The organism is Cellulomonas sp. NTE-D12 (assembly GCF_027923705.1).
GTDB lineage: Bacteria > Actinomycetota > Actinomycetes > Actinomycetales > Cellulomonadaceae > Cellulomonas.
Genome location: NZ_AP026442.1, coordinates 3,659,837 through 3,684,286 on the forward strand (window position 1 = coordinate 3,659,837; position 24,450 = coordinate 3,684,286).

The window sequence follows — 24,450 nt, forward strand, 5'->3', positions numbered from 1 at the left end:
AGCACCGATCCCGTCCAGTACCGTGAGCCCGTGTTCGCGACGGAGCGGCGGCGCCGGATCCTCGAGCACGTGCGCCGTCATGGCACCGCCGACCTGCGCGAGCTGGCCCGGGCGGTCGACGCCTCCGAGGTCACCATCCGTCGGGACCTGCGCGCGCTCGAGCAGCAGGGGCTGATCGCCCGGCACCGCGGCGGCGCGGCGGCGTTGCAGGACCCCGGGGCGGGAAACCTGTCGACCGAGGGCGCCGACCCGGCCGCCCGGCCGGAGCAGGTGGCGATCGCGCGGCTGGCGGCCACCTTGGTGCACGACGGAGACGCCGTGGCGATCGGCGCAGGGACCACCGCCCAGCAGCTGGCCGCGACCCTGGTCGACGCCTCGGAGCTCACGGTGGTGACCAACTCCTTGCTGGTCGGCGAGGTGCTCGGCCAGGCCCGCGGCGTGTCGGTGGTGATGACGGGCGGCTCGCTGCGCGGTGCCACGTACGGCCTGGTCGGCAGTGGTGCCGAGCAGTCGTTCGCCGACCTGCGCGTCCGCCGCGCGTTCCTCTCCGGCGACGGGCTGACCGCGGGCTGGGGACTGTCGACCTCCGACCTCGCGGAGGCCGGTGTCGACCGGGCCGTCGCCGACGCCGCGCAGGAGGTGGTGGTCCTCGCCGACCACACGAAGCTCGGAACCGACGCGCCGTTCCAGAGCGTGCCGATCGACCGCATCGCGCACGTCGTCACGGACGACGGTGCCGACGCCGGCACCCTCGCCACCCTGCGTGCGGTCGGCGTCCAGGTGCACGTCGCCGGCACGCGGGACGACGGGTGACCACCCTGAGGTCCACCACCGGGGAACCCCATCCGGACGGTGGTCGCCTAGTGTGGGGCGCCAGCACGCCCGACGTGGGGAAGGAGGCGCCCGCCGTGCCCGCCTCTGCCCCTGAACCGGCCTCGTCCACCGTCCTCGAGGCGCGCGCCGTCACCAAGTCGTTCCCCGGCGTGACGGCGCTGCAGGACGTCGACCTGGTGCTGCGCCGCGGGGAGGTCCACGCCCTGGTCGGGGAGAACGGCGCCGGCAAGTCCACGCTGATCAAGGTGCTCACCGGCGTCTACCCGCCGGACGCCGGCCAGGTGCTCCACCACGGCCGGCCGGCGACGTTCCGCAGCCCGGGTGCGGCACAGGCCGCGGGCATCAGCACGATCTACCAGGAGGTGAACCTGGTCCCCACGCTCACCGCCGCGCGCAACCTGTTCCTCGGCCGCGAGCCTCGCACCCGCCTCGGCCTGATCGACTTCCGGGCCATGAACGCCCAGGCGCGCGAGGTGCTGCAGCGCTACGGCGTCGATGCCGACGTCGAGGCGCCGCTCGGTTCCCTCGGTCTCGGCACCCAGCAGATGGTCGCCGTGGCGCGCGCCGTCGCCGCGCGTGCCGATGTGGTGATCATGGACGAGCCGACGTCGTCGCTCGAGGCCCGTGAGGTCGAGACCCTGTTCGCCGCGATCGACCGCCTGGCGTCCGACGGCGCGGCGGTGCTCTACGTGAGCCACCGGCTCGACGAGCTGTACCGCATCTGCGACACCGTCACGGTGCTGCGGGACGGGCGGCTGGTGCACACCGGCCCCCTCGCGGAGCTGCCCCGGCTGCAGCTGGTCGCGGCGATGCTCGGCCGCGAGCTGCTCGCCGAGACGCGCCGCCGTTCCGAGGCGGAGCCGAACGACGGGCTCGACGACGAGGTGCTGACGGAGCCGGTGCTGACGGTCGACGGGCTGACGCGGCGCGGCGTGCTCGACGGCGTCTCGTTCACGGTGCGTCCCGGCGAGATCGTCGGCCTCGGCGGGCTGCTCGGTGCCGGCCGCAGCGAGACCGGCATGGCGGTGCTCGGTGCGCAGCGGATCGACTCCGGCACGGTCACGGTCGACGGTGAGCCCATCCGCACCGGCTCACCGGGGGCGTCCATCGCGGCCGGTGTCGCGCTGCTGCCGGAGGACCGCAAGCTCGAGGGGATCCTGCCCAACCTGTCGATCCGCGACAACATCATCCTCGGCGCCCTGCCGCGACTGTCCCGAGCCGGCCTGATCTCGAACGGCCGCATCGACGCCATCGTCGACGGGTTCATGAAGCAGCTGAAGATCCAGGCGTCCAGCCCCGACCAGAAGGTCGGCACGCTGTCCGGCGGCAACCAGCAGAAGGTGCTGCTGGCGCGCCTCCTGTGCCTCGACCCGAAGGTGCTGATCCTCGACGAGCCGACGCGCGGCATCGACGTCGGCGCCAAGATCGAGGTGCGGGTGGCCATCGACGCCCTGGCGGCGGACGGTCTGGCGGTGCTCCTCATCTCGTCGGAGACCGAGGAGCTGATCGACGGCTCGGACCGGATCGTCGTGCTGCGGGAGGGCAAGGTCACGGACGTGCTCGGTGGTGACCGCCTCACCGAGGAGGACCTGATCCACGCCATCGCCGGCGAACCCGGGGAGCGGCCGGCCGAGTGAGGCCGTGGCTGCGCACCGGTGCTTGACTGGGTGCACCGACCGGACGATCGAGAGGCGGTCAGCCATGAGCCGCGCACATGCTTCCGCTCGACGGCCTTGGTGGCCATGGCTCGTCCTCGCCGTCGCGGCCCTCGCCGTGATCTCGTACCTCGTGCTGGACGCCCTGGCCGGGACGCACGGCGTCTGAGCGGCGCGACGAAGCCCCTCGTCCGGGACGGAGGAGGGGCTCGGAGTGGAGCCAACGGGACTCGAACCCGTAACCCCCTGCTTGCAAAGCAGGTGCGCTACCAATTGCGCCATGGCCCCCGGGGAACCGGACCGGTCACGGTCCGGAGCGGCGGGTCACTCGAAGGTGTCGGTGACCTCGGCCCACAGGTCCCGCTCGTCGCGGTCCTGCACGTACCTCTGGTAGACGACGTAGCCGACGGCGGCAGCGGCGGCGAGGACCAGCAGCTTCTTCATCGGTACCTCCTCGAGTGGGCCTAACAGGACTTGAACCTGTGACCTCTTCCTTATCAGGGAAGCGCTCTAACCGTCTGAGCTATAGGCCCCGGGCGCGGTGACCGGGAGCCGGGCTGCGCGCGCCGGTCGAGACTACCCCAGCGACGCTTCCCGGCCCAAAACGCGACGGCGCCGCGGCTACTCGTCCGTCATCGTGACGTGCACGCCGCCCACCAGCGCCGCCACGATGTTGTAGAGGAACGCGCCGATGGTGGACATCGCCGTCAGCAGGAAGACGTCGATCACCGCGACGAGAGTCGCGCCGGAGATCACCTTCCGGAAGCTGATCACGTCGGTGACGTTGACGGCGCTCTCCGGGCCGACCACCTGCTTGACCAGGTCGTTGATGCTGGCGAACACGTGCAGACCGTCGAGCGTGAGCCACACCACCGCGGTCGCCACCACCAGGATGATGCCGAGCGCGAAGGACAGCAGCAGCGACAGCTTCATCACCGACCACGGGTCCAGCCGGGAGATCGCCAGCCGTACCCGCCGAGGTGCGCCCGGTGCAGGCGCGCGCCCGGACACCGGGTGCGGCGGGGGTACCGGTGCCGGCCGCGCGGACGCGGCGGGAGCGGTCGGGTTGGCGGTCATGGGCTCTTCCTGGGGCCGAGGGCGTGTCAACGAAGCGTACGCGGCGCTCAAGCCCGCACCAGCGACACCCGCCGTCTTCTTCAGCCAGACGGTCGAACGGTCGACGGCCTCCAGCAGCGGCGACGGCGAGGCTGCCTCGTCCCGCGGGCCCGTCGTGGCATCGGCCTCGGGAGGTGCGGCGCCCTCCTTCGGACGAGCGGCAGAGGCGGCGACGCCGACCGCGGAAGCCCCGGCGGTGGCCGTCACGGGGCCGCCGTCCTGCGGGGACCGTGCCTCCGCTCCGGCGGGGGGGTGCGCGTCCGTCGCGGCCTGACGCCGTTCGGGTGCGTCCGCTCCGGACACCGGAGCCGACGCCGCCAGGCCGCCGTCCGTCACCGACGCGACGGAGGCCGGGTCCTGGCTGACCGGTCCGGTGACCCGCGTGGTGCGCGGGTTGGTGCGGGACCCGCGCTTGCCGGCCGGTCGGGCGGTCTCGCCGCTGACCGGCCGCGTCACGGGCCGCGGCGTCCGGGTCGGAGGCACGCTCGCCGGCAGGCCACCGTCCGTCGTGCCGGGCACGACAGCCGACGCCCGCGCACCGGTCTCGACGCGCATGGTGTCGTCGGCCGGCCCGCCCTGGCCCGGTACCCCCCCGACAGTCCGGACGTCGCCCTGACCTGCAGGGGACGGTCGCTTGCGCGGCGGGATCGAAGGCGGTGGGGCGTCGGTCATGCGTCCTCCGCGGGCTCACCGTCGGCCGGTGGCTGGGCACCGTCCGACACGGGTCCCGGGTTGGGTCCGATGGCCACGGCGGTGCTGTCCGGCAGGTCTGATCCGTCCGGTCCGCGGCCGTTGTCCGGACCCACGCTACCGGCATCCTCGCCGAGGTGCCGCTCCGTGTTCCGGGCGACGGCGATGATCCGGTCACCGGCATCGGGCTTGGCAAAGATGACGCCCTGGGTGCTGCGACCGGTCGCGTGCACCTCGGAGGTGGCCGACCGGACCACCTTGCCGCGCTCCATGATCACCAGGACCTCGTCGTCGGCGTCCGTCACCAGGGCACCGACCAGGTCGCCGTTGGCCTCCGGCAGGTTGGCCACCTTGATGCCGAGGCCGCCACGGCCCTGCTGCCGGTAGTTCTCGACCGTGAGCGCGGTCCGCTTGGCGATACCGCCCTCGGTGACCGTGAACAGGTAGGCGTCCTCCCGGACGACGTCCATCGCCAGCAGCTCGTCGTCGCCCCGGAACTTCATGCCGGTGACGCCGCTCGTCGCCCGTCCCATCGGACGCAGCGCCTCGTCGGACGCCGTGAACCGCACGGACTGACCCTTGCGCGACACCAGGATCAGGTCCTGGTCGGCGTTCACCAGCCGCGCCGACACCAGCGCGTCCGGGTTCCCGTCCTCGTCCTCGCGCAGGTTGATGGCGATCACGCCACCCGAACGGTTGGAGTCGTACTCGGACAGCACCGTCTTCTTCACCAGCCCGCGCTGCGTGGCCAGCACCAGGTACTCCGCCTGGCCGTAGTCACGCAGGTCGAGCACCTGGGCGATGCGCTCGTCCGGCTGGAACGCCAGCAGGTTGGCGACGTGCTGACCCTTGGCGTCACGACCGCCCTCGGGCAGCTCGTACGCCTTGGCCCGGTAGACGCGGCCGAGGTTGGTGAAGAACAGCAGCCAGTGGTGCGTCGTCGTGACGAAGAAGTGGTCGACGATGTCGTCCTCGCGCAGCTGCGCGCCGCGCACGCCCTTGCCGCCGCGGCGCTGCGCCCGGTAGTTGTCGCTGCGCGTCCGCTTGGCGTAGCCGCCGCGGGTGATGGTGACCACCATCTCCTCCTCGGCGATGAGGTCCTCCACCGAGACCTCGCCGTCGAAGGGCAGGATGCGCGTGCGGCGCTCGTCGCCGTACTTGTCGACGATCTCCCCGAGCTCGGTCGAGACGATGTCCCGCTGCCGCTGCTGCGAGGACAGGATCGAGTTGTACTCGGCGATCTTCGCCTCGAGCTCGGCGTACCGGTCGAGGATCTGCTGCCGCTCCAGGGCGGCCAGCTGGCGCAGCTGCATCCGCAGGATCGCGGTCGCCTGCTCCTCGTCGATCTCGAGCAGCTCCATCAGGCCGTCACGGGCGGCCTCGGCGCTCGACGACGCCCTGATCAGGGCGATCACGGCGTCCATCTGGTCGAGTGCCTTGAGGTACCCGCGGTAGATGTGGATCTGGCGCTCGGCCTCCGCGAGCCGGTGCCGGGTCCGCCGGACGACGACGTCCAGCTGGTGCGTCGTCCAGTGGCGGATGAAGGCGTCGATGCTGAGCGTCCGGGGGACGCCGTCGACCAGCGCCAGCATGTTGGCGCCGAAGGTGTCCTGCAGCTGCGTGTGCTTGTAGAGGTTGTTCAGCACCACCTTGGCGACGGCGTCGCGCTTGAGGACGATCACCAGCCGCTGGCCGGTGCGCCCCGACGTCTCGTCGCGGATGTCGGCGATGCCGCCCACCCGGTTCTCCCGCACCAGCTCGGCGATCTTCTTCGCCAGCGAGTCGGGGTTCACCTGGTACGGCAGCTCGGTGACCACCAGGCACTGCCGGCCCTGGATCTCCTCGACCTCCACCACCGCACGCATGGTGATCGAGCCCCGGCCGGTGCGGTACGCCTCCTCGATCGCCTTGTGGCCCAGGATGGTCGCGCCCGTGGGGAAGTCCGGACCCTTGATCAGCCCGAGCAGCGCCGCGAGCAGCTCTTCACGCGTGGCGTCCGGGTGGTCCAGGTGCCACTGCACCCCGGCCGCGACCTCGCGCAGGTTGTGCGGCGGGATGTTGGTCGCCATGCCGACGGCGATGCCGGCCGAGCCGTTGACCAGGAGGTTCGGGAAGCGGCTGGGCAGGACCAGCGGCTCCTGGGTGCGGCCGTCGTAGTTGTCGCCGAAGTCGACGGCGTCCTCGTCGATGTCCCGCACCATCTCCATGGCGAGCGGGGCCATCTTGCACTCGGTGTACCGCGGGGCCGCGGCGGGGTCGTCGCCCGGGGAGCCGAAGTTGCCCTGGCCGGCGACCAGCGGGTACCGCATCGACCAGTCCTGCACCAGGCGGACCAGCGCGTCGTAGATCGCCGTGTCGCCGTGCGGGTGGAACTTGCCCATCACGTCGCCGACGACGCGGCTGCACTTGGAGAACTGCCGGTCCGGCCGGTAGCCGCCGTCGTACATCGCGTAGAGCACTCGGCGGTGCACCGGCTTCAGGCCGTCACGCACGTCCGGCAGCGCACGCCCGACGATGACCGCCATGGCGTAGTCCAGGTACGACCGCTGCATCTCCAGCTGCAGGTCGACCTGGTCGATGCGGCCGTGCTCGATCCCGTCGGGACCGGTTGTCTCGCTCATGATGCCCTTCGTCCGTCGTGCGGCTGCCGCGGTGCACGCCGGGGGCGCTCGCCCCCGCCGGTCCGGCCGCCTAGATGTCGAGGAACCGCACGTCCTTGGCGTTGCGCTGGATGAACGAGCGACGCGACTCGACGTCCTCGCCCATCAGCACGGTGAACGTCTCGTCCGCCGCGGCGGCTTCGTCCAGCGTGACCTGCAGCAACGTCCGGTGCTCGGGCGACATCGTCGTCTCCCACAGCTCCGAGTAGTCCATCTCGCCGAGACCCTTGTAGCGCTGGATCGCGTTCTCCTTGGGCAGCCGCTTGCCGCTCGCCTGCCCGTCGGCGAGCATCACGTCCCGCTCCCGGTCGGAGTAGACGTAGTCGTGCTCGGCGTTGGTCCACTTGATCCGGTACAGCGGCGGCTGCGCCATGTACACGTGGCCCTGCTTGATCAGCTCGGGCATGTACCGGAACAGGAGCGTGAGCAGCAGCGTGCGGATGTGCTGGCCGTCGACGTCCGCATCCGCCATCAGCACGATCTTGTGGTACCGGAGCTTGGAGACGTCGAAGTCCTCGCCGATGCCGGTGCCGAACGCCGTGATCAGCGACTGCACCTCCTGGTTGCCCAGGGCGCGGTCCAGCCGCGCACGCTCGACGTTGAGGATCTTGCCGCGGATGGGGAGGATCGCCTGCGTCCGCGGGTTGCGGCCGCGGACGGCCGAACCGCCGGCGGAGTCCCCCTCGACGATGAACACCTCGCACTCGGCGGGGTTGTTCGACTGGCAGTCCTTGAGCTTGCCCGGCATCGAGTTCGACTCGAGCAGACCCTTGCGGCGGGTCGCCTCACGGGCCTTGCGCGCCGCCATACGGGCGGCCGAGGCCTGGATCGACTTGCGGATGATGTCCCGCGCGTCGGACGGGTGGGAGTCGAGCCAGTCGCCCAGCCGCTCGTTGACCACGCGCTGCACGAAGGTCTTGGCCTCGGTGTTGCCCAGCTTCGTCTTCGTCTGGCCCTCGAACTGCGGCTCGCCGAGCTTGACGGAGACCACCGCGGTCAGGCCCTCGCGGATGTCGTCGCCGGTGAGGTTGTCGTCCTTGTCCTTGAGCAGGCCCTTGTCGCGTGCGTACCTGTTGATCAGGGACGTCATCGCCGCACGGAAGCCCTCCTCGTGCGTGCCGCCCTCGGTGGTGGAGATCGTGTTCGCGTAGGTGTGCACCGACTCGCTGTAGGCACCGGTCCACTGCATGGCGATCTCCACGGAGATGCGCCGCTCGGTGTCCTCCGCCTCGAAGTCGATGACCTCGGGGTGCACCGCCTCGTACTTCTTGGCTGCGTTGAGGTGCTTGACGTAGTCGATCAGGCCGCCCTCGTACCGGTACGAGACCGTGTGGCTGGCAGCCTTCGCCTCGTCGGTGTCCGCCCCGCCCGCCACCTCGTCGTCTGCGTCCTGGTGCTGGGCGCGCTCGTCCGTGAGCGAGAGCCGCAGGCCCTTGTTGAGGAAGGCCATCTGCTGGAACCGTGACCGGAGGGTCTCGAAGTCGTAGTCCGTGGTCTCGAAGATCTCGTCGTCCGCCCAGAACGTCACGGTCGTGCCCGTCACGTCGGTCGGCTCGCCCTTCTCCAGGGGGGCGACCGGTGCGCCGCGCAGGTACGACTGGCGCCAGACGAAGCCCTGCGTGCGGACCTCCACCTCCACCCGCGTGGACAGCGCGTTCACCACGGAGACGCCCACGCCGTGCAGGCCGCCGGACACCGCGTAGCCGCCACCGCCGAACTTGCCACCGGCGTGCAGCACGGTCAGCACCACCTCGACCGCCGGCTTGCCCTCGGACTCGACGATGCCGACGGGGATGCCGCGGCCGTCGTCGACCACCCGGACACCGCCGTCCGGCAGGATCGTCACCTGGATGTCGGTGGCGTAACCGGCCAGCGCCTCGTCGACCGAGTTGTCCACCACCTCGTACACCAGGTGGTGCAGGCCGCGCTCACCGGTGGAGCCGATGTACATGCCGGGACGCTTGCGGACCGCCTCGAGACCCTCGAGGACGGTGATCGCGCTGGCGTCGTACCCCCCGTTCCCTTCCGGGCGCCGGGGGGCCGGGTCGTTCGTGGTGCCGTCCTGATCCTGCGGGGTGGTCTCGTCAGCCACGGGCGGCGCGTCTCCTCAAGGTTTCACACGCCGCGGAGCGCGCCGCCCGGCGACGGACAGGGCGGATCAGTCCACGGTGTTGGAGTTCTCGTCTCAGGACCGGCACGGAACGCGCCAGAAAGACCCTCTCAGTCTACCCTCTGGACGCCTTCGAACCCGGTCGCCGGGGCGGACGGGCCCCACACGGTCGCGGCAGCGGTCTTGTGGGCGGGTCGAGGGGCCGCCTCGGTGTCAGCCCCAGGTGTCGCGCGCACCCCGGCCACGCACCGTTCGCGGGCCCCTGTTGAACGTCGGCGTGCTGGGACCGAGCACCCGGACCTCGAGCACGACGTCCTCACCGAGCCGTGCGGCGAAGGCCCGGAGCAGCTCCTGCTCCATGCCCACCAGCTGGGTGCGCCAGGACGTCGACGACGCCTGCGCGACGAGCAGCCCCGCCTCGAACGACACGAACCGCAGGTTCTCGGCCACCATCGGCCCGACCAGCTCCGCCCACCGGTTCTGCAGCTGGCCGGCGACCAGCCCGCCCTGCCAGCCGTGCTCGTTGACCAGCCGGCCGACGAGGCGCCCGAGCGGCTGCGGGTCACGGCCGTCCGGGCCGGCGGCGGTGGGCGGAGCGATGAGCGGAGGGCGAGAGCGCTGACCTGGGCGGACACCACGGGCGCGGGCGGCCTGGACGGCTCGGGCCAGCGCGCGGCGGGCGACCTCGGCCGGGGGGGTCGGCGTCCAGGTCGCAGCTGCGTCGGACGGACCGTCGGACGCACCGTCGGCCGGTGCGGCGGCGGGCGCCGTCGACCGCGACCCCGTGGAGGCCGCCCGGCGTCGGCCGGTCGCCTGGGACGGCGCCGGGGCCCGGCGCTGGGGGGACGGTCCGTCCCGGTCCGACGTGTCAGAGGACACGGGCGACCTCGCCACCCATCACGTCGACCCGCCCCCCGGACAGTGCCTCGGGCACGTCGCCGGGGACCGCAGCAGTGATGAGCACCTGGCCCGCGGGTGCGACCAGCTCCGCGAGACGGTCACGACGGCGCGAGTCGAGCTCGGCGAACACGTCGTCCAGCACCAGCACCGGGTCGCCGTCCGGACCCCAGTCCGCCGACCAGCCCTCGTCGTCGTGGATGCCCGTGCGCAGCAGCGAGGCGGACCCCAGCCGCAGGGCGAGCGCGAACGACCACGACTCGCCGTGGCTCGCGTACCCCTTTGCCGGGAGCTCCCCGAGGGTCAGCACCAGCTCGTCGCGGTGCGGTCCGACCAGGCTGACGCCGCGCTCGATCTCCTTGCTGCGCAGCCGACCCATCGCCTCGAGCAGCTGCGCCTCGACGAGGTGCGCCTGCGCCGGCTGGTCCGACTGCTGGTCGTCGGCCCCCATCGGGTCCGGGGTGTCCACCGAGGCCCGTTCCGGCCCACCGGTCGCCGCGAGGTTCTGCAGCGACGAGCGATAGACGATCCGCGCCGCGCCCTGCCCCGCGCTGACCTGCTCGTACGCCGCCGCGACGGGTCCGGCGAGGGCGCCCACCAGCCTCCGGCGCGCCACCGTGATCCGTGCGCCCGTCTCGGCGAGCTTCCCGTCCCACACGTCGAGCGTCCGCAGGTCGGCCCCGCGGGACGAGCGCAGCGCGGCGCCGGCGGACTTCAGCAGCGCCGACCGCTGCCGCAGCACCCGCTCGTACTCGGCGACCACCGCCGCCATCCGCGGGCTGAGCTGGACAAGCAGCTCGTCGAGGAACCGGCGTCGACCGTCGGGGTCGCCCTTGACCAGCGACAGGTCCTCCGGTGCGAACTGCACGGTGCGCAGGATGCCGAGCACGTCGCGTGCCCGGACCGGCGAGCCGCCGTTGACCCGTGCGCGGTTCGCCCGACCGGGGGTGATCTCGAGCTCGACGGTGGTGGCGCGGCCGTCGCGGACCACGCGCGTCCGCACCACGGCACGCTGCGCACCGGACCGGACCAGCGCCGCATCCGTCGGCACGCGGTGGCTGGACAGCGTCGCGACGTAGCCGATCGCCTCGACGAGGTTCGTCTTGCCCTGACCGTTGGGCCCGACCAGCGCCGTCACACCGGGCTCGAGCGGCAGCTCGACGGTGGCGTAGGAGCGGAAGTCGGTCAGCGACAGGTGCGAGACGAACACTCAGGCCTCGGACGAGGGCGGTGCCGTCGGTGTGACGGTGTCGGCACTGGCGGCGCGGACCGCGTGGCCGCCGAACTGCTGGCGCAGGGCGGCGACGGCCTTGAGCGCCGGCGACTCCTCCTGTCGCGAGGCGAACCGTGCGAACAGCGACGCGGCGATCACGGGGGCCGGCACGGCGAGCTCGATCGCCTCGTCGACGGTCCACCGGCCCTCGCCGGAGTCCTCGACCCAGTCGTCGATCTTGTCCAGGCCCGGGTCCTGCTCCAGCGCCGCGACCAGCAGGTCCAGCAGCCAGGAGCGCACGACGGTGCCTCGGGTCCAGGCCTTGATGGTCCCGTGGACGTCTGTGACCAGGTCCTTCGCCGCGAGCAGCTCGTACCCCTCGGCGTAGGCCTGCATCAGGCCGTACTCGACGCCGTTGTGCACCATCTTCGAGAAGTGCCCCGCGCCGACGGCGCCGGCGTGCACGAAGCTCTCGGCCCGCGGGCCCTCGGGCCGGAGGGCGTCGAACACCGGCATCGCCCTGGCCACCAGGTCGGTGTCGCCGCCGACCATGAGGCCGTACCCGTTCTCCAGGCCCCAGACCCCACCGGAGACACCGGCATCGAGGAAGCCGATGCCGCGCTCGGCGAGCAGGTCCGCGTGCGGCTTGTCGTCCTGGTAGTACGAGTTGCCGCCGTCGATGACGGTGTCGCCGGCGGTCAGCAGCTCGGCAAGCTGGTGCACCACCGCGTCGGTGATCGGGCCGCTCGGCACCATCACCCAGACGATCCGCTCGCCGGCCGGCAGCGCCTGGACCAGCGCCTCCAGCGACGGGACGTCGCTGACGTCCTGGTTGCGGTCGTACCCCGTGACCTCCACGCCGCCGCGCCGCAGGCGCTCGCGCATGTTGGCACCCATCTTGCCCAGACCCACCAACCCGATGTGCATGGGCCCCACTGTGCCTTACGCGCGGTGCCGGTGCAGACGCCGGTCAGCCGGCGAATCGGATGGGGACCAGCAGGTAGCGGTACGCCTGGGAGTCCTCGCCGTTCAGCTCCGCCTGCCCGGTGAACTCGACCGGCTTGTTCGGGTGGGTGAACGACAGCCGGACGAACGGCGAGTCCAGCGCGCCCAGGCCGTCGAGCAGGAACTGCGGGTTGAACGCCACCGAGATCGGTTCGCCCACCAGCACGGCCTCGAGCGCCTCGGACGCCTGCGCGTCGTCGCCCTGACCTGCCTCGAGCACCACCTGACCGTCGGTGAAGCTCAGCCGGATCGGGGTGTTGCGCTCGGCGACCAGCGCCACCCGCTTCGCGGCCTCGGTCAGCGCCGGCTTGTCGATCACGGCGTGGATGGGAGTCTCGTCCGGGAACAGCCGGCGCACCGCCGGGTAGTCCCCGTCCACCAGCAGCGACGTGCTGTGCCGGCCGCCCGCCTCGAAGCCGATCAGGTCGACACCGCCGCCCGTCGACAGCGCGACGGTGACCGATCCGGATCCACCGAGCGACTTCGCGGCGTCCGACAGGGTGCGCGCACGGACCAGGGCCACGCTCGAGTACCCCGGCGTCGCCGGCTTCCACGACAGCTCGCGGAGCGCGAGGCGGTAGCGGTCGGTCGCGAGCAGCGTGACCTTCTCACCGTCGATCTCCATCCGCACGCCCGTGAGCAGCGGCAACGTGTCGTCACGGCTGGCTGCGACCGACACCTGGGCGACCGCGTGGGTCAGCTCCTCGCCGTCGACGACGCCTGCCACGGGAGGCATCGCGGGCAGCGTCGGGTAGTCCTCGACCGGCATGGTGAGCAGCGTGAAGCGGCTCGCACCGCATGTGACCTGCACCTTCGTGCCGTCGAGCACCACGTCGACGGGCTTGGCGGGAAGCGCACGGGAGATCTCGGCGAGCAGCCGGCCGGAGACGAGCACGGTGCCGGCCTCGGTGACGTCGGCAGGGATCTGGGAGCGGGCCGAGACCTCGTAGTCGAAGCTCGACAGCTGCAGGGTGCCGGTGGTGTCCGCCTCGATGCGAACACCGGCCAGCACCGGGACCGGAGGGCGGGTCGGCAGGCTTCGCGCGGTCCACGTCACCGCGTCCGCCAGGACGTCACGGTCGACCCGGAACCTCATGCGCCACTCCTCGTCGTCGGACCTCGTGCCACCCGGTGCGCGGTAGGGCCGCGACCATGCCGGTGCATCGGTCGGGGTGGGGCACGGGTTGAGCGGAACACTACGCGACGGCCGTCAGCCGGACAGGAGGCGCCCCGGTCGCGACCGAGGGACGGTGGGGGTGTGGGCGGCTCGGCGTGCAGCAGCCGTCACGGCGCGGGTCGGCCGGCGTCGGGCTGGTTCCTGTCAGACGTTGGTGTGCACCGGATCTGGATGACAAGAAGTGTCGTCATCGTCATCGCACCTGTGGGTGATGTGGACGAGGTGGTCTCGCCGCAGGTCGCATGGCACGTCGGCGTGTGGACGCGACCTGTGGGTGACGCGCGCCGGTCGGGGACGTCGGTGGACGTGTGATTCGTCGTCCACGGCGACGCACAGCTGTGTCTGATTCGGTCCACACGATTCGGCAGCTCATCCACCGTCATCCACAGGTGTGTACACAGGTGTTGACGATTCGTCCCATGCAAGTTTCAGGGAGTGGATGAAGGTTGTTCGAGCCTGCCCGCAGGCACTCCCGGCGGGGCGCTCGTGGTGCCGGCGGGGGCTGCACGCCAGCTGTGGAGTGTGGGATGGGCGACGCGTCGCTGCAGGTCAGCGCGGCGCGAGGGGCGTGGCGTCACGGTCGGGCTCGGCGGTGGGCGACGTTTGTCGACGGCCATCGAGGGTTATCCCCAGCCTGGGCTCAACCCTGTGGACAACGGATGGGACGATCGTCCCGTCAGCCGCGGTTCTGCTGCTTGATGCGGTTGGTGAGCTCGGTGACCTGGTTGTAGATCGACCGTCGCTCAGCCATCAGCTCGCGGATCTTGCGGTTGGCGTGCATGACCGTCGTGTGGTCGCGGCCACCGAACGCCTGGCCGATCTTCGGCAGGGACAGGTCGGTCAGCTCACGGCAGAGGTACATCGCGATCTGCCGCGCCGTGACCAGCACCCGGGAGCGGCTGGAGCCGCAGATGTCCTCGATGGTCAGTCCGAAGTAGGCGGCCGTCTGGCCGATCACCGCGGTGGCCGTGATCTCCGCGGAGTCGTCGTCTGTGATGAGGTCCTTCAGGACGATCTCGGCGACCGTGAGGTCCACGGGTTGGCGGTTGAGGTTGGCGAACGCCGTGACGCGGATCAGCGCACCCTCGAGCTCGCGGATGTTGCTGGAGATCTTGGACGCGATGTACTCGAGCACGTCGTCCGGGGCCTGGAGGCGTTCCGACCCGGCCTTCTTGCGGAGGATCGCGATGCGCGTCTCGAGGTCCGGGGGCTGGACGTCGGTGATCAGGCCCCACTCGAAGCGGGACCGCATGCGGTCCTCGAAGCCGTTGAGCTGCTTGGGCGGCAGGTCGGAGGTGAGCACCACCTGCTTGTTCGCGTTGTGCAGGGTGTTGAACGTGTGGAAGAACTCCTCCATCGTCTGTTCCTTGCCCTGCAGGAACTGGATGTCGTCGACGAGGAGCACGTCGACCTCCCGGTAGCGGCGCTGGAAGGCGCCAGCCTTGCCCTCGGAGATCGAGTTGATGAAGTCGTTGGTGAACTCCTCCGAGTTCACGTACCGCACGCGGATGGCCGGGTAGAGGTTCTGCGCGTAGTGCCCGATCGCGTGCAGCAGGTGCGTCTTGCCCAGTCCCGAGCCGCCGTAGATGAACAACGGGTTGTAGGCCTTGGCGGGCGCCTCGGCCACGGCGACCGCGGCCGCGTGCGCGAACCGGTTGGACGACCCGATGACGAACGTCTCGAACAGGTACTTCGGGTTAAGCCGCGCGTGCTCCACCGGCGGGCGGCGGTGCGCCGCCGAGGGCCGGTCGTCCGCCGAGGCGACGGGGGAAGGGGCCGGGGGTACGACGGTGAGCGGCGGGCGTGCGACGCCGTCGTGACCGAGACCGTCCGACGTGAGGGATGCGCTGGTGCCCGCACCCGTCACCGCAGCACCTGAGGTGAGTCCGTCGCCGGAGCCCGAGGCGCCCTGCTCGACGGACGGGTCGACCGTGATGGCGAACCGGGCCTCGCGCTGGAGGGACTCGCGGAGGGCGTCGGTCACCTCGGCCCGCACCCGGGTCTCGAGGTACTCCTTGGTCAGCTCGTTGCCGACGGCGAGGAGCAGGGTGCCGTCGACGAGGGCGAGCGGACGGGCGAGGCGGACGAAGGCGAGCTGCCGAGGCGTGATGTCGGGGCTCTGCTCGAGGTTCGCGACCACGTGACCCCACACTGCGGCCAGCTCGTCGTCCTGTGTCACGTCCCGCCCTCGTACTCGATCGCCAAGGTCGCCGAGTCTGGCACGCACGCCACCGTCCACACGGTTGTCCACACCTGTGTGCGAAGCGCAGGGGTGTGCCGCGAGGCGTGCGTGGGGCGATGACGGCGGTTCGTTCGACCGCGCGACGACCACAGATGCTAAACCGTTCGCCGGTGTGGTGGGAGTGTCTGAAAGGGTGAGGTCGGCGAGTCGTCGGTGTGTCGACTGGACAGGACCACTCCCGACAGTCAGGGCGCCCGAGCCCATTTGACCCTTATCCAGCCCCCGGCGTACCGTGGTCCAGCCTTCTGAAGGCTCCTGCTGGCGCGCCCAGACGCCATCGCGCACACGTGGCGCGACACCACGGAGCCGTCCAGCCCGGCACCGGACCTGCACCACCACCTGGTGCGCGTGGCACGCGCGCCGAATGCCCTTTGGAGACCGACGTGACCAAGCGCACCTTCCAGCCGAACAACCGGCGTCGTGCGAAGACCCACGGCTTCCGCCTGCGGATGCGTACCCGCGCCGGGCGCGCCATCCTCTCCGCGCGGCGCCGCAAGGGCCGTGCGGAGCTGTCCGCCTGACAGCTGCGCCGGTGCTGCCAGCAGCGCACCGGATGCGCCGTTCCGCGGACTTCGAGCGGGCGGTGCGAAGGGGTGCGCGTGGCGGGCGCGAGTCGTTGGTGGTCCACCTGACGTTCGAGACCGACCCCGGGCCTGCGAGCCCGGTGGTCGGTCTCGTCGTGTCCAAGGCGGTGGGCAACGCGGTGACGCGCAACCGGGTCAAGCGGCGGTTGCGTGAGCTGGTGCGCACTCGTCTCGACGCCCTGCCGCAGCGGTCGTCCGTCGTGGTCCGGGCACTGGCGCCGGCGGCTCGGCTGCCGTACGAGCAGCTGGGCGCCGATCTCGACGGCGCGATCCGGACGGCCGTGCGCCGCGCTGGTCGGGCGGCCGCGGCATGACCGCCGCCGGATCTCGCGTCCCGTGGTCGCCGTGGCACGTGCTTCGAGTGATCGCGGGCATCCCCCGGGCTGCGCTGCTCGGAGCGCTCCGGCTCTATCAGCTCTACGTCTCGCCGATGCGTCCCCCGACGTGCCGGTTCTACCCGTCCTGCTCCCAGTACGCCGTCATCGCGGTGACCCGTCACGGCGCGCTGCGGGGCAGCTGGCTCGCCGCGCGCCGGCTGCTGCGGTGCAACCCCTGGAACCCGGGCGGCGTCGATGACGTTCCTCCTGCCGGTGCCGGGCACCGGCACCATCACGTGGCCCCGGCCACCCGCTGAGTCTCGAGGAGACCCACCGCATGAACTGGTTCGACGGTCTGCTGTGGCCGATCATGGTCGCGGTCGCGTGGATCATGGTGCAGTTCCACAAGCTGTTCACCGCCCTCGGTCTGCAGGAGTCCGGCGGTGCGGCGTGGACGCTGTCCATCGTCGGCCTGGTCATCGTCATCCGGGTAGCTCTGATCCCGCTGTTCGTGCGGCAGATCAAGGCGTCCCGCGGGATGCAGCTGATCCAGCCCGAGATGCAGGCGATCCAGAAGAAGTACAAGGGCAAGACGGACCCCGCGTCCCGCGAGGCGATGAGTCGCGAGACGATGGAGCTGTACCGCAAGCACAACACGAACCCGTTCTCGTCGTGCCTGCCGATCCTGGCCCAGTCCCCCATCTTCTTCGCCCTGTTCCGGGTGCTGAACTCCCTCACGCTGCTGTCGCAGGGTAAGTACGCAGGCGGCAAGACGCACATCGGCCCGCTGACGCAGGAGCTCGCGCGGCAGGCTGAGTCGGCGACCGTCTTCGGTGCGCCCCTGTCCGGCACCTTCATGCGGGCGGCGGGGAACACGCAGGTGCAGGTGGTGACGATCATCCTGATCGTCGCGATGGCCCTGACGACGTTCACCACGCAGCGCCAGCTGACGATGAAGAACATGCCGAAGGCGGCGCTGGAAGGTCCGATGGCGCAGCAGCAGAAGATGCTGCTCTACCTGATGCCGCTGATCTTCGCGTTCTCGGGCGTCAACTTCCCGATCGGTGTGCTCGTCTACTGGACCACCACCAACCTGTGGTCGATGGGCCAGCAGTTCTACACGATCCGGCGGATGCCAGCGCCGGGCTCGCAGGCCGAGGCGCAGCTGAAGGAGCGTCAGGCACGTCGAGCCGCTCACCATGGTGGCGGCGCGGCCGACGCCGCCCCGCTGCTCGAGATGGATGAGAAGCCGCGGCTGAGCGGTCAGCGTCAGCAGCCGAAGCGCAAGGACCGGGCGAAGGCTCGTCCGGGCTCCGGTGAGGCCCAGACCGGCGCTGCCACGTCCGCGTCGGGCGCCCCGTCGTCCACCGCGGACTCGGCCGTCGAGAGCTCGCCGGCGCCAAAGGTCGCGTCCAAGCAGGCGGCCGATGGCGCCGTGCAGCCGGAGAAGCGGAGCTCAGGTGCTCGAACCGTGCCCGGTGCGGGTGGGACGGACGCGGCGTCGGAGAGTGGAGCGGCGGCCAAGCCGGTGCGGAAGAAGAAGTCTGACGGCGGGTCGACGACGTCCCGTCCGGAGATGTGACGACGTGGCTGGAGCACAGGAGACGATGAACGACGTGACGACCACACCCGACGTGTCCGGCGGGGCCGACCAGCTCAAGCGCCTCGAGGAGGAGGGGGAGATCGCAGCCGACTACCTCGAGGAGCTGCTCGACATCGCGGATCTCGGTGGAGACATCGACATCGACGTGGAGCACGGGCGCGCCGCGGTGGAGATCGTGGCCGAGGACAGTGCCGACCGGTCGCTCGGACGGCTCGTCGGTCGGGACGGCGAGGTCCTCGAGGCGTTGCAGGAGCTGACGCGGCTGGCTGTCCAGACGAAGACCGGCGACCGCAGCCGGCTGATGCTGGACATCGCCGGCTACCGGGCCGGTCGGCGTGCCGAGCTCGTCGCCATCGCCGAGGAGGCCATCGGCCGGGTTCACGCGAGCGGAGCACCCGTTGCGTTGGAGCCGATGAACCCCTTCGAGCGCAAGGTGGTGCACGACGCTGTCGCCGCCGCAGGGCTGCTGAGCGACTCGGACGGCGAGGAGCCCAACCGGTTCGTCGTGGTGCGGCCCGCGTAGAGCACGTCCAGCCGCCGGTCGGTGGCGGGAGACGGAGACCCTCGGTTTCACGTGAAACCGAGGGTCTCTGCGTGTGAGCGCTGGGTATGGACGAGAACGGTGGACGCGCCGCTGTCTGTCCCGCTAACCGTTGCCCCGACCGTTTCGGCTGACTGTGCCGTGGCCGGCGGCTGCATGGGCTGTTTCGCTTCCCGCGGGGACCGATGGCAAGGGGTGACGCGAAGGCGACCACGGTACTTTCCCGTCCGGTGCGATCGCTGCGGGACCGACGCCGGCCACCTTTTCGGGGACGAGGTCGACGGTTGACGCGCCGCGGACTGTGCCGCTGAGCGTTCGGGGCGGCAGATGGCGTGGCGGGTTGTGGCCGGCCAGTCCCCCTTGGCTAGGTCCATCGCGAGGGCTCGAGCGGGGTCGGGGGTGGAGGTGCGTGGGTGTCGCGGCACCCGGTGACGGGGCCGGCGGACCATTCCTGTCGTCACCGGGACGCCGCTGTTTCACGTGAAACAGCGGAACACGTAGCCGCACGTGGGTGCGGCGCGCGGCAGAGGGCCCAGGCGAGGCCGTCGTGTCTCCGGACTGCACGGCGACGCGACGGTCCTGCTCGGGCTCATGTCGTTGTTCGCACGCGTCGATCCAGATGTCTCCCTGCTCTAGCCAGCGGCGCTGCAGACGCCGGAGCATCCACTCGCTTGCGGGGCGGCGGCTCTCGAAGCGAGGCGTGGTCCGGTTCGGAGGCTGTGCGATGCCGCCGCGGCACCCGAGGGCGGGTTGTCAGGGGGTGTCGCGGGGACCGGGAGTGCGAGGCGGTGGAGTCAGTGACGGGCGTCGGTCGGAGAGGGCTCTTGTGCGGACGGGCGCTGACCGAGGTCCCGCCGCGCGCTTGGCGATGAGACGGCGTTCAGCGCAGCACGCCGGGGTGTCGCGCGCCGTCGCCGTCATCCAGCGCGCACATCGTCCGCAGGGTGGCCTGGAGGCGCCTCGACGGATTGTCGTCCGCTTGCTCGAGCGGAAGGGAGAGCTGGTGCGACCGCGTCGCGGCGAAACGCAGGCTGCAGTGCCCAACGCCAGGGCGCCGGCGTTGCGTGCAAGACGACTCCCTGGTTGCGGCAGTTGCGCCCTTCGCCGGGACAAGCGCCAGGCCGGCTCGCGTAGGGACGCGCGGCACGCGAGCTCTCGGAGCGCCGCACCGTGATCCGGGCCCTGCTTCCCCTTGGGGCGCGGTCGGCGTCGTCGGGTGGTGACGGGCTCGGTCCCCTGGGTCGTCGCGTCCGTCCCGCCGGCCGTCCGGGTGGTGCTGGTTCTTCGTGAAGCAATGCGGCCCGGGCCGACTCGATCTGGTGGGGCCGCTGGAGCGCGCCGCCCCCCGGTCAGGTCGGTGAGCCGATGATCCGCGTGCCTGGGGTGACGGGGGAAGTACCGACCAGGGTCCGGGTGGGCCCCGCGGTCGTGAGTGCCGGACTACAGCAAGCGTCGCTCGACGCAGCCCGGCCCGGCGGTGACGGCATCTAGCTCCCAGACCAAGGCGTGTGAATTCCTGCGTGACGGTTGGAACCACAGGCGCCGCGCAGGTTGCTCGGTGGGCGCAGACGTCGGTCCCGAGTGCGTCATCGCCGTGGCGTCGAAGTTTCACGTGAAACCGACGCCGGCAGAGACACGGGCCAGGTCGCCGGGTCGTGTGCTCATCGGACAGACGGCCGACCATCGGCTGCGTGGGGGGGTGCGACGGATGAACCGGCTCGGGGTGCCGACCGGGTACCGTGGGCCGGTCCGGTCGCCGAACGTGGCGGCTGGACCCGGGCGGCGATGGGTGGAGCGGGGTGCGGGTGGGCGCGGATCAGGACGTGGAACTCACCGACCCGCTGGACGGGGACGCCCGACTTGCCGACGCCTTCGGTTCGGCGTGGCCGGCCGTCCAGCGATTCCACCGGCTCCTGGTCGATGAGGGGCCTGTTCGTGGGTTGATCGGTCCGCGCGAGACAGGGCGGCTCTGGGAGCGGCACCTGCTGAACTCAGGGGCGGTGGTCGATCAGCTCGGTGGCGTGGCCACGTTGATCGACCTGGGAAGTGGCGCCGGTCTCCCGGGAGTCGTCATCGCCGCGATGGTGCCCGCCGTCCGCGTCACCCTCCTCGAGCCCATGGCCCGGAGGGTCGCGTGGCTGGAACACGTGGTCACGGAGCTCGGGCTCCCGAACGTGGACATCGTGCGGGCACGGGCCGAGGAGGTCGCAGGCCGGCTGCGGGCCGACGCGCTCACAGCCCGGGCCGTCGCACCGCTCGAGAAGCTCTACGGGTGGGCGGCACCGCTGGTGGTACCCGGGGGTCAGCTGCTGGCACTCAAGGGAACCCGCGCCGGTGACGAGATGGTGTCCGCGCGGGAGAGTGCTGCGCGGTTCGGCTGGGAAGACCCGATGATCGTCACCTCGTCGCTGCTCGACGGCGTGGAACCGACCACCATCGTGAGGGCAGTGCGAGCAGCGGGGGCGCGGCGTGTTCGGTAGGAAGCGGAGGCGGACCGACCCGGTGCCCGCCGAGCCGATGAGCACGTCGCCGGATGCCTTGGCATGGCTCGCGCCGGGCGCCGCGAACGGCCCGCAGGGCGAACGTCGCAACGGTGATCGTTCCGAGCCGCCTACGGATCGGCGAGGGGTGGATGCAGACCCCAGCCGCAGCGCCGCCATGCACCAGCACGAGTCACGAACCGACGCGCCGGCCGCCCGCGACGCCGAGCCGACACCAGCCCCGGGTGCGAACGGTCCGGCCATCGACGCGCGAGTCGACCACCGCTCCGCAGCCGCAGACGAGTCGAGTGTGTCGCCGTCCGCCGGTCCTGTTTCACGTGAAACCATCGGCGTCGTACCAGCGACAGACCCGCGTGATGTCGAGGCACCACCCGACGTCCCGGCGTACGGACACGAGGGTCCGGCCGAGGTTTCACGTGAAACGCCGCAGGGAACCAGGACCCCAGGCCACACGGACCAGCCGCCGCAGCAAGCGGGGGACAGCAGCACGACGAGAGGGCTGAACACCGGCATGGAGACGCCAGCGACAGTCGACACGGCGACGTCCGCGCCGGGCACCGACGCGCCGGCACCGGCGAGCGCTCCCATGCCCGGCGGTCCGACGGCCTCATCCAGTTCCGCCACCGTCTGGTCCGAGCGCATGCCCGCGTCGCCGCGACGGTCCGACGAGCCTGCAGCGAAGCGACACGTCGATGCACCAGCGCCCGAGTCCGACGAGCAGCGGCGCGCAGCACTCGTGAAGAGCCTGCCTTCTGTCTCGGCAGACACCCCGCTCATGGCGGAGCTCCACGAGGACGCACGACGGCGGATCGAGCTTCGTGGGCGGAGGTTCCCGCGACCGGCAGCGACGCGGGTGATCACCGTTGCCAACCAGAAGGGTGGTGTCGGGAAGACCACCACAGCGGTGAACCTGGCCGCTGCCCTGGCGCAGTCCGGGCTGACGGTGCTGGTGCTCGACAACGACCCGCAGGGCAACGCGTCGACGGCGCTGGGAGTCGAGCACCGCGCAGGCACGCCGTCGATCTACGAGGTGCTGATCGAGGACCTCCCGATGGAGAAGGCCGTTCAGGAGAGCCCGGAGATTCCCGGGTTGTGGTGCCTGCCGGCGACCATCGACCTGTCGGGGGCGGAGATCGAGCTCGTCTCGATGGTGGCGCGCGAGACGCGCCTACGCACCGCCCTGGACCGTTACCTGGGCTGGCGGCAGGCCAGCGGGCTCCCGGATGTGGACTACGTCCTGGTTGACTGCCCGCCGAGCCTCGGGCTGTTGACGGTGAACGCCTTCGTCGTCGCGAGAGAGGTGCTCATCCCGATCCAGTGCGAGTACTACGCACTCGAGGGTCTGAGCCAGCTCCTCAAGACGATCCAGCTGATCCAGGCGCACCTGAACCCGACGCTGCACGTCTCCACGATCCTGCTCACCATGTACGACGCCCGGACCAACCTGGCGCAGCAGGTCGCCGCCGAGGTGCGTCAGCACTTCCCGGACCGGACGCTGCGCACCACTGTGCCCCGGTCTGTCCGCATCTCCGAGGCACCCAGCTACGGCCAGACGGTGATGACGTACGACGCCGGGTCGTCCGGAGCGCTCGCGTACCTCGAAGCGGCTCGCGAGGTGGCGGAGCGTGGGGCGGCTCCCACGAACGGTTCCAGCACGGGGATGCCGGCGATGGCGGCCGGCGAGGAGGAGGAACGGTGAGCGAGAAGCGACGCGGTCTGGGACGAGGACTTGGTGCCCTGATCCCGACGAGCCTGGACGGCGCCCGCTCCACCCGGGAGCGACCGGTCGACGTCTTCTTCCCGGATGCGCGCCCGCAGGCTGCCGCCGACGGCCCCGGCGACACCGTTGTGGCGACGATCGATCCGGACGGTGCGGCCCTGGACGGCGACGCGATCGAAGCGGCGTCGGACTCGGACGTGAGCGCGATCGACGCACCGGTCAGCGATGTTCCGGAGGCCGCGCCTGCGAGCGCCGGCGATGCCACGGAGCCGACCCCTGAGGACGACGACCGGGACCCATCGGGCGCGGCGGTCGAGCCAGCTGGCCCGTCCATGCCGGCTGCTGCGTTCGACGGGCTGCACGGCGAGCTGTCCGCCGTACCGGCTCCTCGTGCATCCGGCGAGCCCGCCTCTGACAGCGCGGGCGGGGGCACCGAGCTGGTGCCTGTGCCGGGCGCCGTGTTCGCAGAGCTGCCGCTCGACGAGATCCGGCCCAACCCGCGGCAGCCGCGCACGGTGTTCGACGAGGACGCCCTGGACGAGCTGGTGGGCTCTATCCGGGAGATCGGTGTGCTCCAGCCCGTCGTCGTGCGGCGAGCGGGCGACGGCTACGAGCTGATCATGGGCGAGCGGCGCTGGCGTGCGGCCGGCGCAGCCGGCCTCGACGCGATCCCGGCGATCATCCGGGAGACGGGCGACGAGGACCTGCTCCGGGACGCCCTCCTGGAGAACCTGCACCGATCGCAGCTGAACCCGCTCGAGGAGGCGGCGGCCTACCAGCAGCTGCTCGACGACTTCGGGTGCACCCATGACGAGCTGGCGTCCCGCCTGCACCGGTCGCGGCCGCAGATCTCCAACACGCTGCGTCTGCTCAAGCTGCCGCCGCTCGTCCAGCGCCGGGTCGCGGCCGGGGTGCTGTCGGCAGGTCATGCGCGAGCACTTCTGGGGCTGGCCGACGGAGGAGCGATCGAGCGACTCGCGCAGCGGATCGTCGCCGAGGGTCTCTCGGTCCGCGCGGTCGAGGAGATCGTCGCGCTCGGCGGGGACGGACTCGTGGCGAAGCGCCGCACGGCGCCACGGGCCGGGGTGCGGAACGAGGCGCTCGACGCGTTGGCGACGCGCCTCTCCGACCGGTTCGAGACGCGGGTCAAGGTCGCTCTCGGCAAGAGCCGTGGACGGCTGACGGTCGAGTTCGCCTCCGTCCAGGACCTGAACCGCATCCTGAACACCCTCGCCCCGGAGGATCCTGGCCTGTTCCACGGCTGAGGCGGAGGGTCGCTCAGCATCGCGTCGGCAAACGCCGCGTAGCCCCGTACCGTGGCGCGTCCCGCGCCGGCGTGCCATGGGCGGCCCCGTGCCGGGGCTCGAGCCCACGCCGAGCCGTCGGAGCCGAGGCGCCGGCAGCCACCATCGAACTGGTGTGCGATATCAGCCAGCACGCTGAGATAGCTGCTTGGGTGCGGGGTCGCGCGCTGAGCGCGCAGGGGTAGTTGGGCGCGGGAGAGCCGGGTGGACGCGGGAGAGCCGGGTGGACGCGGGAGAGCCGGGTGGACGCGGGAGAGCCGGGTGGACGCGGGAGAGCCGGG

20 protein-coding genes and 2 tRNA genes are annotated in these 24,450 nt (G+C 71.3%); 11 read left to right on the top strand and 11 right to left on the bottom strand.

The genetic code is table 11. The features are described 5' to 3' along the window. The first annotated feature begins 30 nt into the window (after positions 1–30). The 3 genes from QMF98_RS16830 (at position 31) to QMF98_RS16840 (ending at position 2,658) form a co-directional block, all read left to right on the top strand. On the top strand, positions 31–813 hold the full coding sequence (locus tag QMF98_RS16830; RefSeq protein ID WP_337974056.1) for a DeoR/GlpR family DNA-binding transcription regulator: 783 nt from the start codon (positions 31–33) through the stop codon (positions 811–813). A gap of 95 nt (positions 814–908) precedes the next feature. Then, the gene (locus tag QMF98_RS16835) at positions 909–2,471 is read left to right on the top strand and encodes a sugar ABC transporter ATP-binding protein (RefSeq protein WP_337974057.1); all 1,563 of its coding nucleotides are present in this window, start codon (positions 909–911) and stop codon (positions 2,469–2,471) included. A gap of 64 nt (positions 2,472–2,535) precedes the next feature. After that, positions 2,536–2,658 carry a hypothetical protein gene (locus tag QMF98_RS16840; protein WP_337974058.1) on the top strand — a complete coding sequence of 41 codons (123 nt, stop codon included), beginning with the start codon at positions 2,536–2,538 and terminating at the stop codon, positions 2,656–2,658. A 46-nt stretch (positions 2,659–2,704) separates the two neighbouring features. On the opposite strand, the gene QMF98_RS16845 is transcribed toward QMF98_RS16840, so the two are convergent. The 11 genes from QMF98_RS16845 to dnaA form a co-directional block, all read right to left on the bottom strand. Beyond that, positions 2,705–2,777: transfer RNA gene (locus QMF98_RS16845), tRNA-Ala, on the bottom strand. A 36-nt stretch (positions 2,778–2,813) separates the two neighbouring features. Next, the gene (locus tag QMF98_RS16850; protein ID WP_263731002.1) at positions 2,814–2,933 is read right to left on the bottom strand and encodes a DLW-39 family protein; all 120 of its coding nucleotides are present in this window, start codon (positions 2,931–2,933) and stop codon (positions 2,814–2,816) included. A gap of 15 nt (positions 2,934–2,948) precedes the next feature. Then, positions 2,949–3,022, bottom strand: a tRNA-Ile gene (locus QMF98_RS16855). Positions 3,023–3,110: 88 nt separating this feature from the next. Next, positions 3,111–3,566 (bottom strand): DUF3566 domain-containing protein, encoded by a 456-nt coding sequence (locus QMF98_RS16860; protein WP_291760229.1) that lies wholly within the window; start codon positions 3,564–3,566, stop codon positions 3,111–3,113. Between the two features lie 707 nt (positions 3,567–4,273). Then, entirely contained in the window at positions 4,274–6,916 is a 2,643-nt protein-coding gene (gene gyrA / locus QMF98_RS16865; protein ID WP_337974059.1) for a DNA gyrase subunit A, read from the bottom strand. Between the two features lie 70 nt (positions 6,917–6,986). Beyond that, a complete protein-coding gene (gyrB, locus tag QMF98_RS16870) occupies positions 6,987–9,047 on the bottom strand; it encodes a DNA topoisomerase (ATP-hydrolyzing) subunit B (protein WP_337974060.1) in 2,061 nt (686 codons plus the stop codon). A 231-nt stretch (positions 9,048–9,278) separates the two neighbouring features. Continuing rightward, positions 9,279–9,944, bottom strand: a complete 666-nt coding sequence (locus QMF98_RS16875; RefSeq protein ID WP_337974061.1) for a DciA family protein — start codon at positions 9,942–9,944, stop codon at positions 9,279–9,281. Then, positions 9,934–11,172: a DNA replication/repair protein RecF gene (gene recF / locus QMF98_RS16880; RefSeq protein WP_337974062.1), complete on the bottom strand. Its 1,239-nt coding sequence runs from the start codon at positions 11,170–11,172 to the stop codon at positions 9,934–9,936. The genes QMF98_RS16875 and recF overlap by 11 nt, the downstream gene beginning before the upstream one ends. Then, positions 11,173–12,102, bottom strand: a complete 930-nt coding sequence (gene gnd, locus QMF98_RS16885) for a phosphogluconate dehydrogenase (NAD(+)-dependent, decarboxylating) (protein ID WP_337974063.1) — start codon at positions 12,100–12,102, stop codon at positions 11,173–11,175. Between the two features lie 43 nt (positions 12,103–12,145). Next, a complete protein-coding gene (gene dnaN / locus QMF98_RS16890) occupies positions 12,146–13,276 on the bottom strand; it encodes a DNA polymerase III subunit beta (protein ID WP_337974064.1) in 1,131 nt (376 codons plus the stop codon). Between the two features lie 757 nt (positions 13,277–14,033). Continuing rightward, positions 14,034–15,536, bottom strand: a complete 1,503-nt coding sequence (dnaA, locus tag QMF98_RS16895) for a chromosomal replication initiator protein DnaA (protein ID WP_337974065.1) — start codon at positions 15,534–15,536, stop codon at positions 14,034–14,036. Positions 15,537–15,982: 446 nt separating this feature from the next. Here dnaA and rpmH point away from each other — a divergent pair, with 446 nt between their 5' ends. The 8 genes from rpmH to QMF98_RS16935 all read left to right on the top strand — a co-directional run bounded on the left by rpmH (position 15,983) and on the right by QMF98_RS16935 (position 24,130). Further along, entirely contained in the window at positions 15,983–16,120 is a 138-nt protein-coding gene (rpmH, locus tag QMF98_RS16900) for a 50S ribosomal protein L34 (RefSeq protein ID WP_263730993.1), read from the top strand. Between the two features lie 11 nt (positions 16,121–16,131). Next, the gene (gene rnpA, locus QMF98_RS16905; RefSeq protein ID WP_337974066.1) at positions 16,132–16,497 is read left to right on the top strand and encodes a ribonuclease P protein component; all 366 of its coding nucleotides are present in this window, start codon (positions 16,132–16,134) and stop codon (positions 16,495–16,497) included. Between the two features lie 47 nt (positions 16,498–16,544). After that, entirely contained in the window at positions 16,545–16,817 is a 273-nt protein-coding gene (yidD, locus tag QMF98_RS16910; protein WP_348773384.1) for a membrane protein insertion efficiency factor YidD, read from the top strand. 20 nt (positions 16,818–16,837) lie between these two features. Next, complete coding sequence (gene yidC, locus QMF98_RS16915) at positions 16,838–18,082, top strand: membrane protein insertase YidC (RefSeq protein ID WP_337974068.1); 1,245 nt, start codon at positions 16,838–16,840, stop codon at positions 18,080–18,082. A gap of 25 nt (positions 18,083–18,107) precedes the next feature. Continuing rightward, positions 18,108–18,626: a Jag family protein gene (locus QMF98_RS16920; protein WP_337975665.1), complete on the top strand. Its 519-nt coding sequence runs from the start codon at positions 18,108–18,110 to the stop codon at positions 18,624–18,626. A 1,841-nt stretch (positions 18,627–20,467) separates the two neighbouring features. Further along, positions 20,468–21,124, top strand: a complete 657-nt coding sequence (gene rsmG / locus QMF98_RS16925; RefSeq protein WP_337974069.1) for a 16S rRNA (guanine(527)-N(7))-methyltransferase RsmG — start codon at positions 20,468–20,470, stop codon at positions 21,122–21,124. Between the two features lie 796 nt (positions 21,125–21,920). Beyond that, the gene (locus tag QMF98_RS16930; RefSeq protein ID WP_291760268.1) at positions 21,921–22,844 is read left to right on the top strand and encodes a ParA family protein; all 924 of its coding nucleotides are present in this window, start codon (positions 21,921–21,923) and stop codon (positions 22,842–22,844) included. Further along, the gene (locus QMF98_RS16935) at positions 22,841–24,130 is read left to right on the top strand and encodes a ParB/RepB/Spo0J family partition protein (RefSeq protein ID WP_337974070.1); all 1,290 of its coding nucleotides are present in this window, start codon (positions 22,841–22,843) and stop codon (positions 24,128–24,130) included. The genes QMF98_RS16930 and QMF98_RS16935 overlap by 4 nt, the downstream gene beginning before the upstream one ends. The last annotated feature ends 320 nt before the right edge of the window (positions 24,131–24,450 follow it).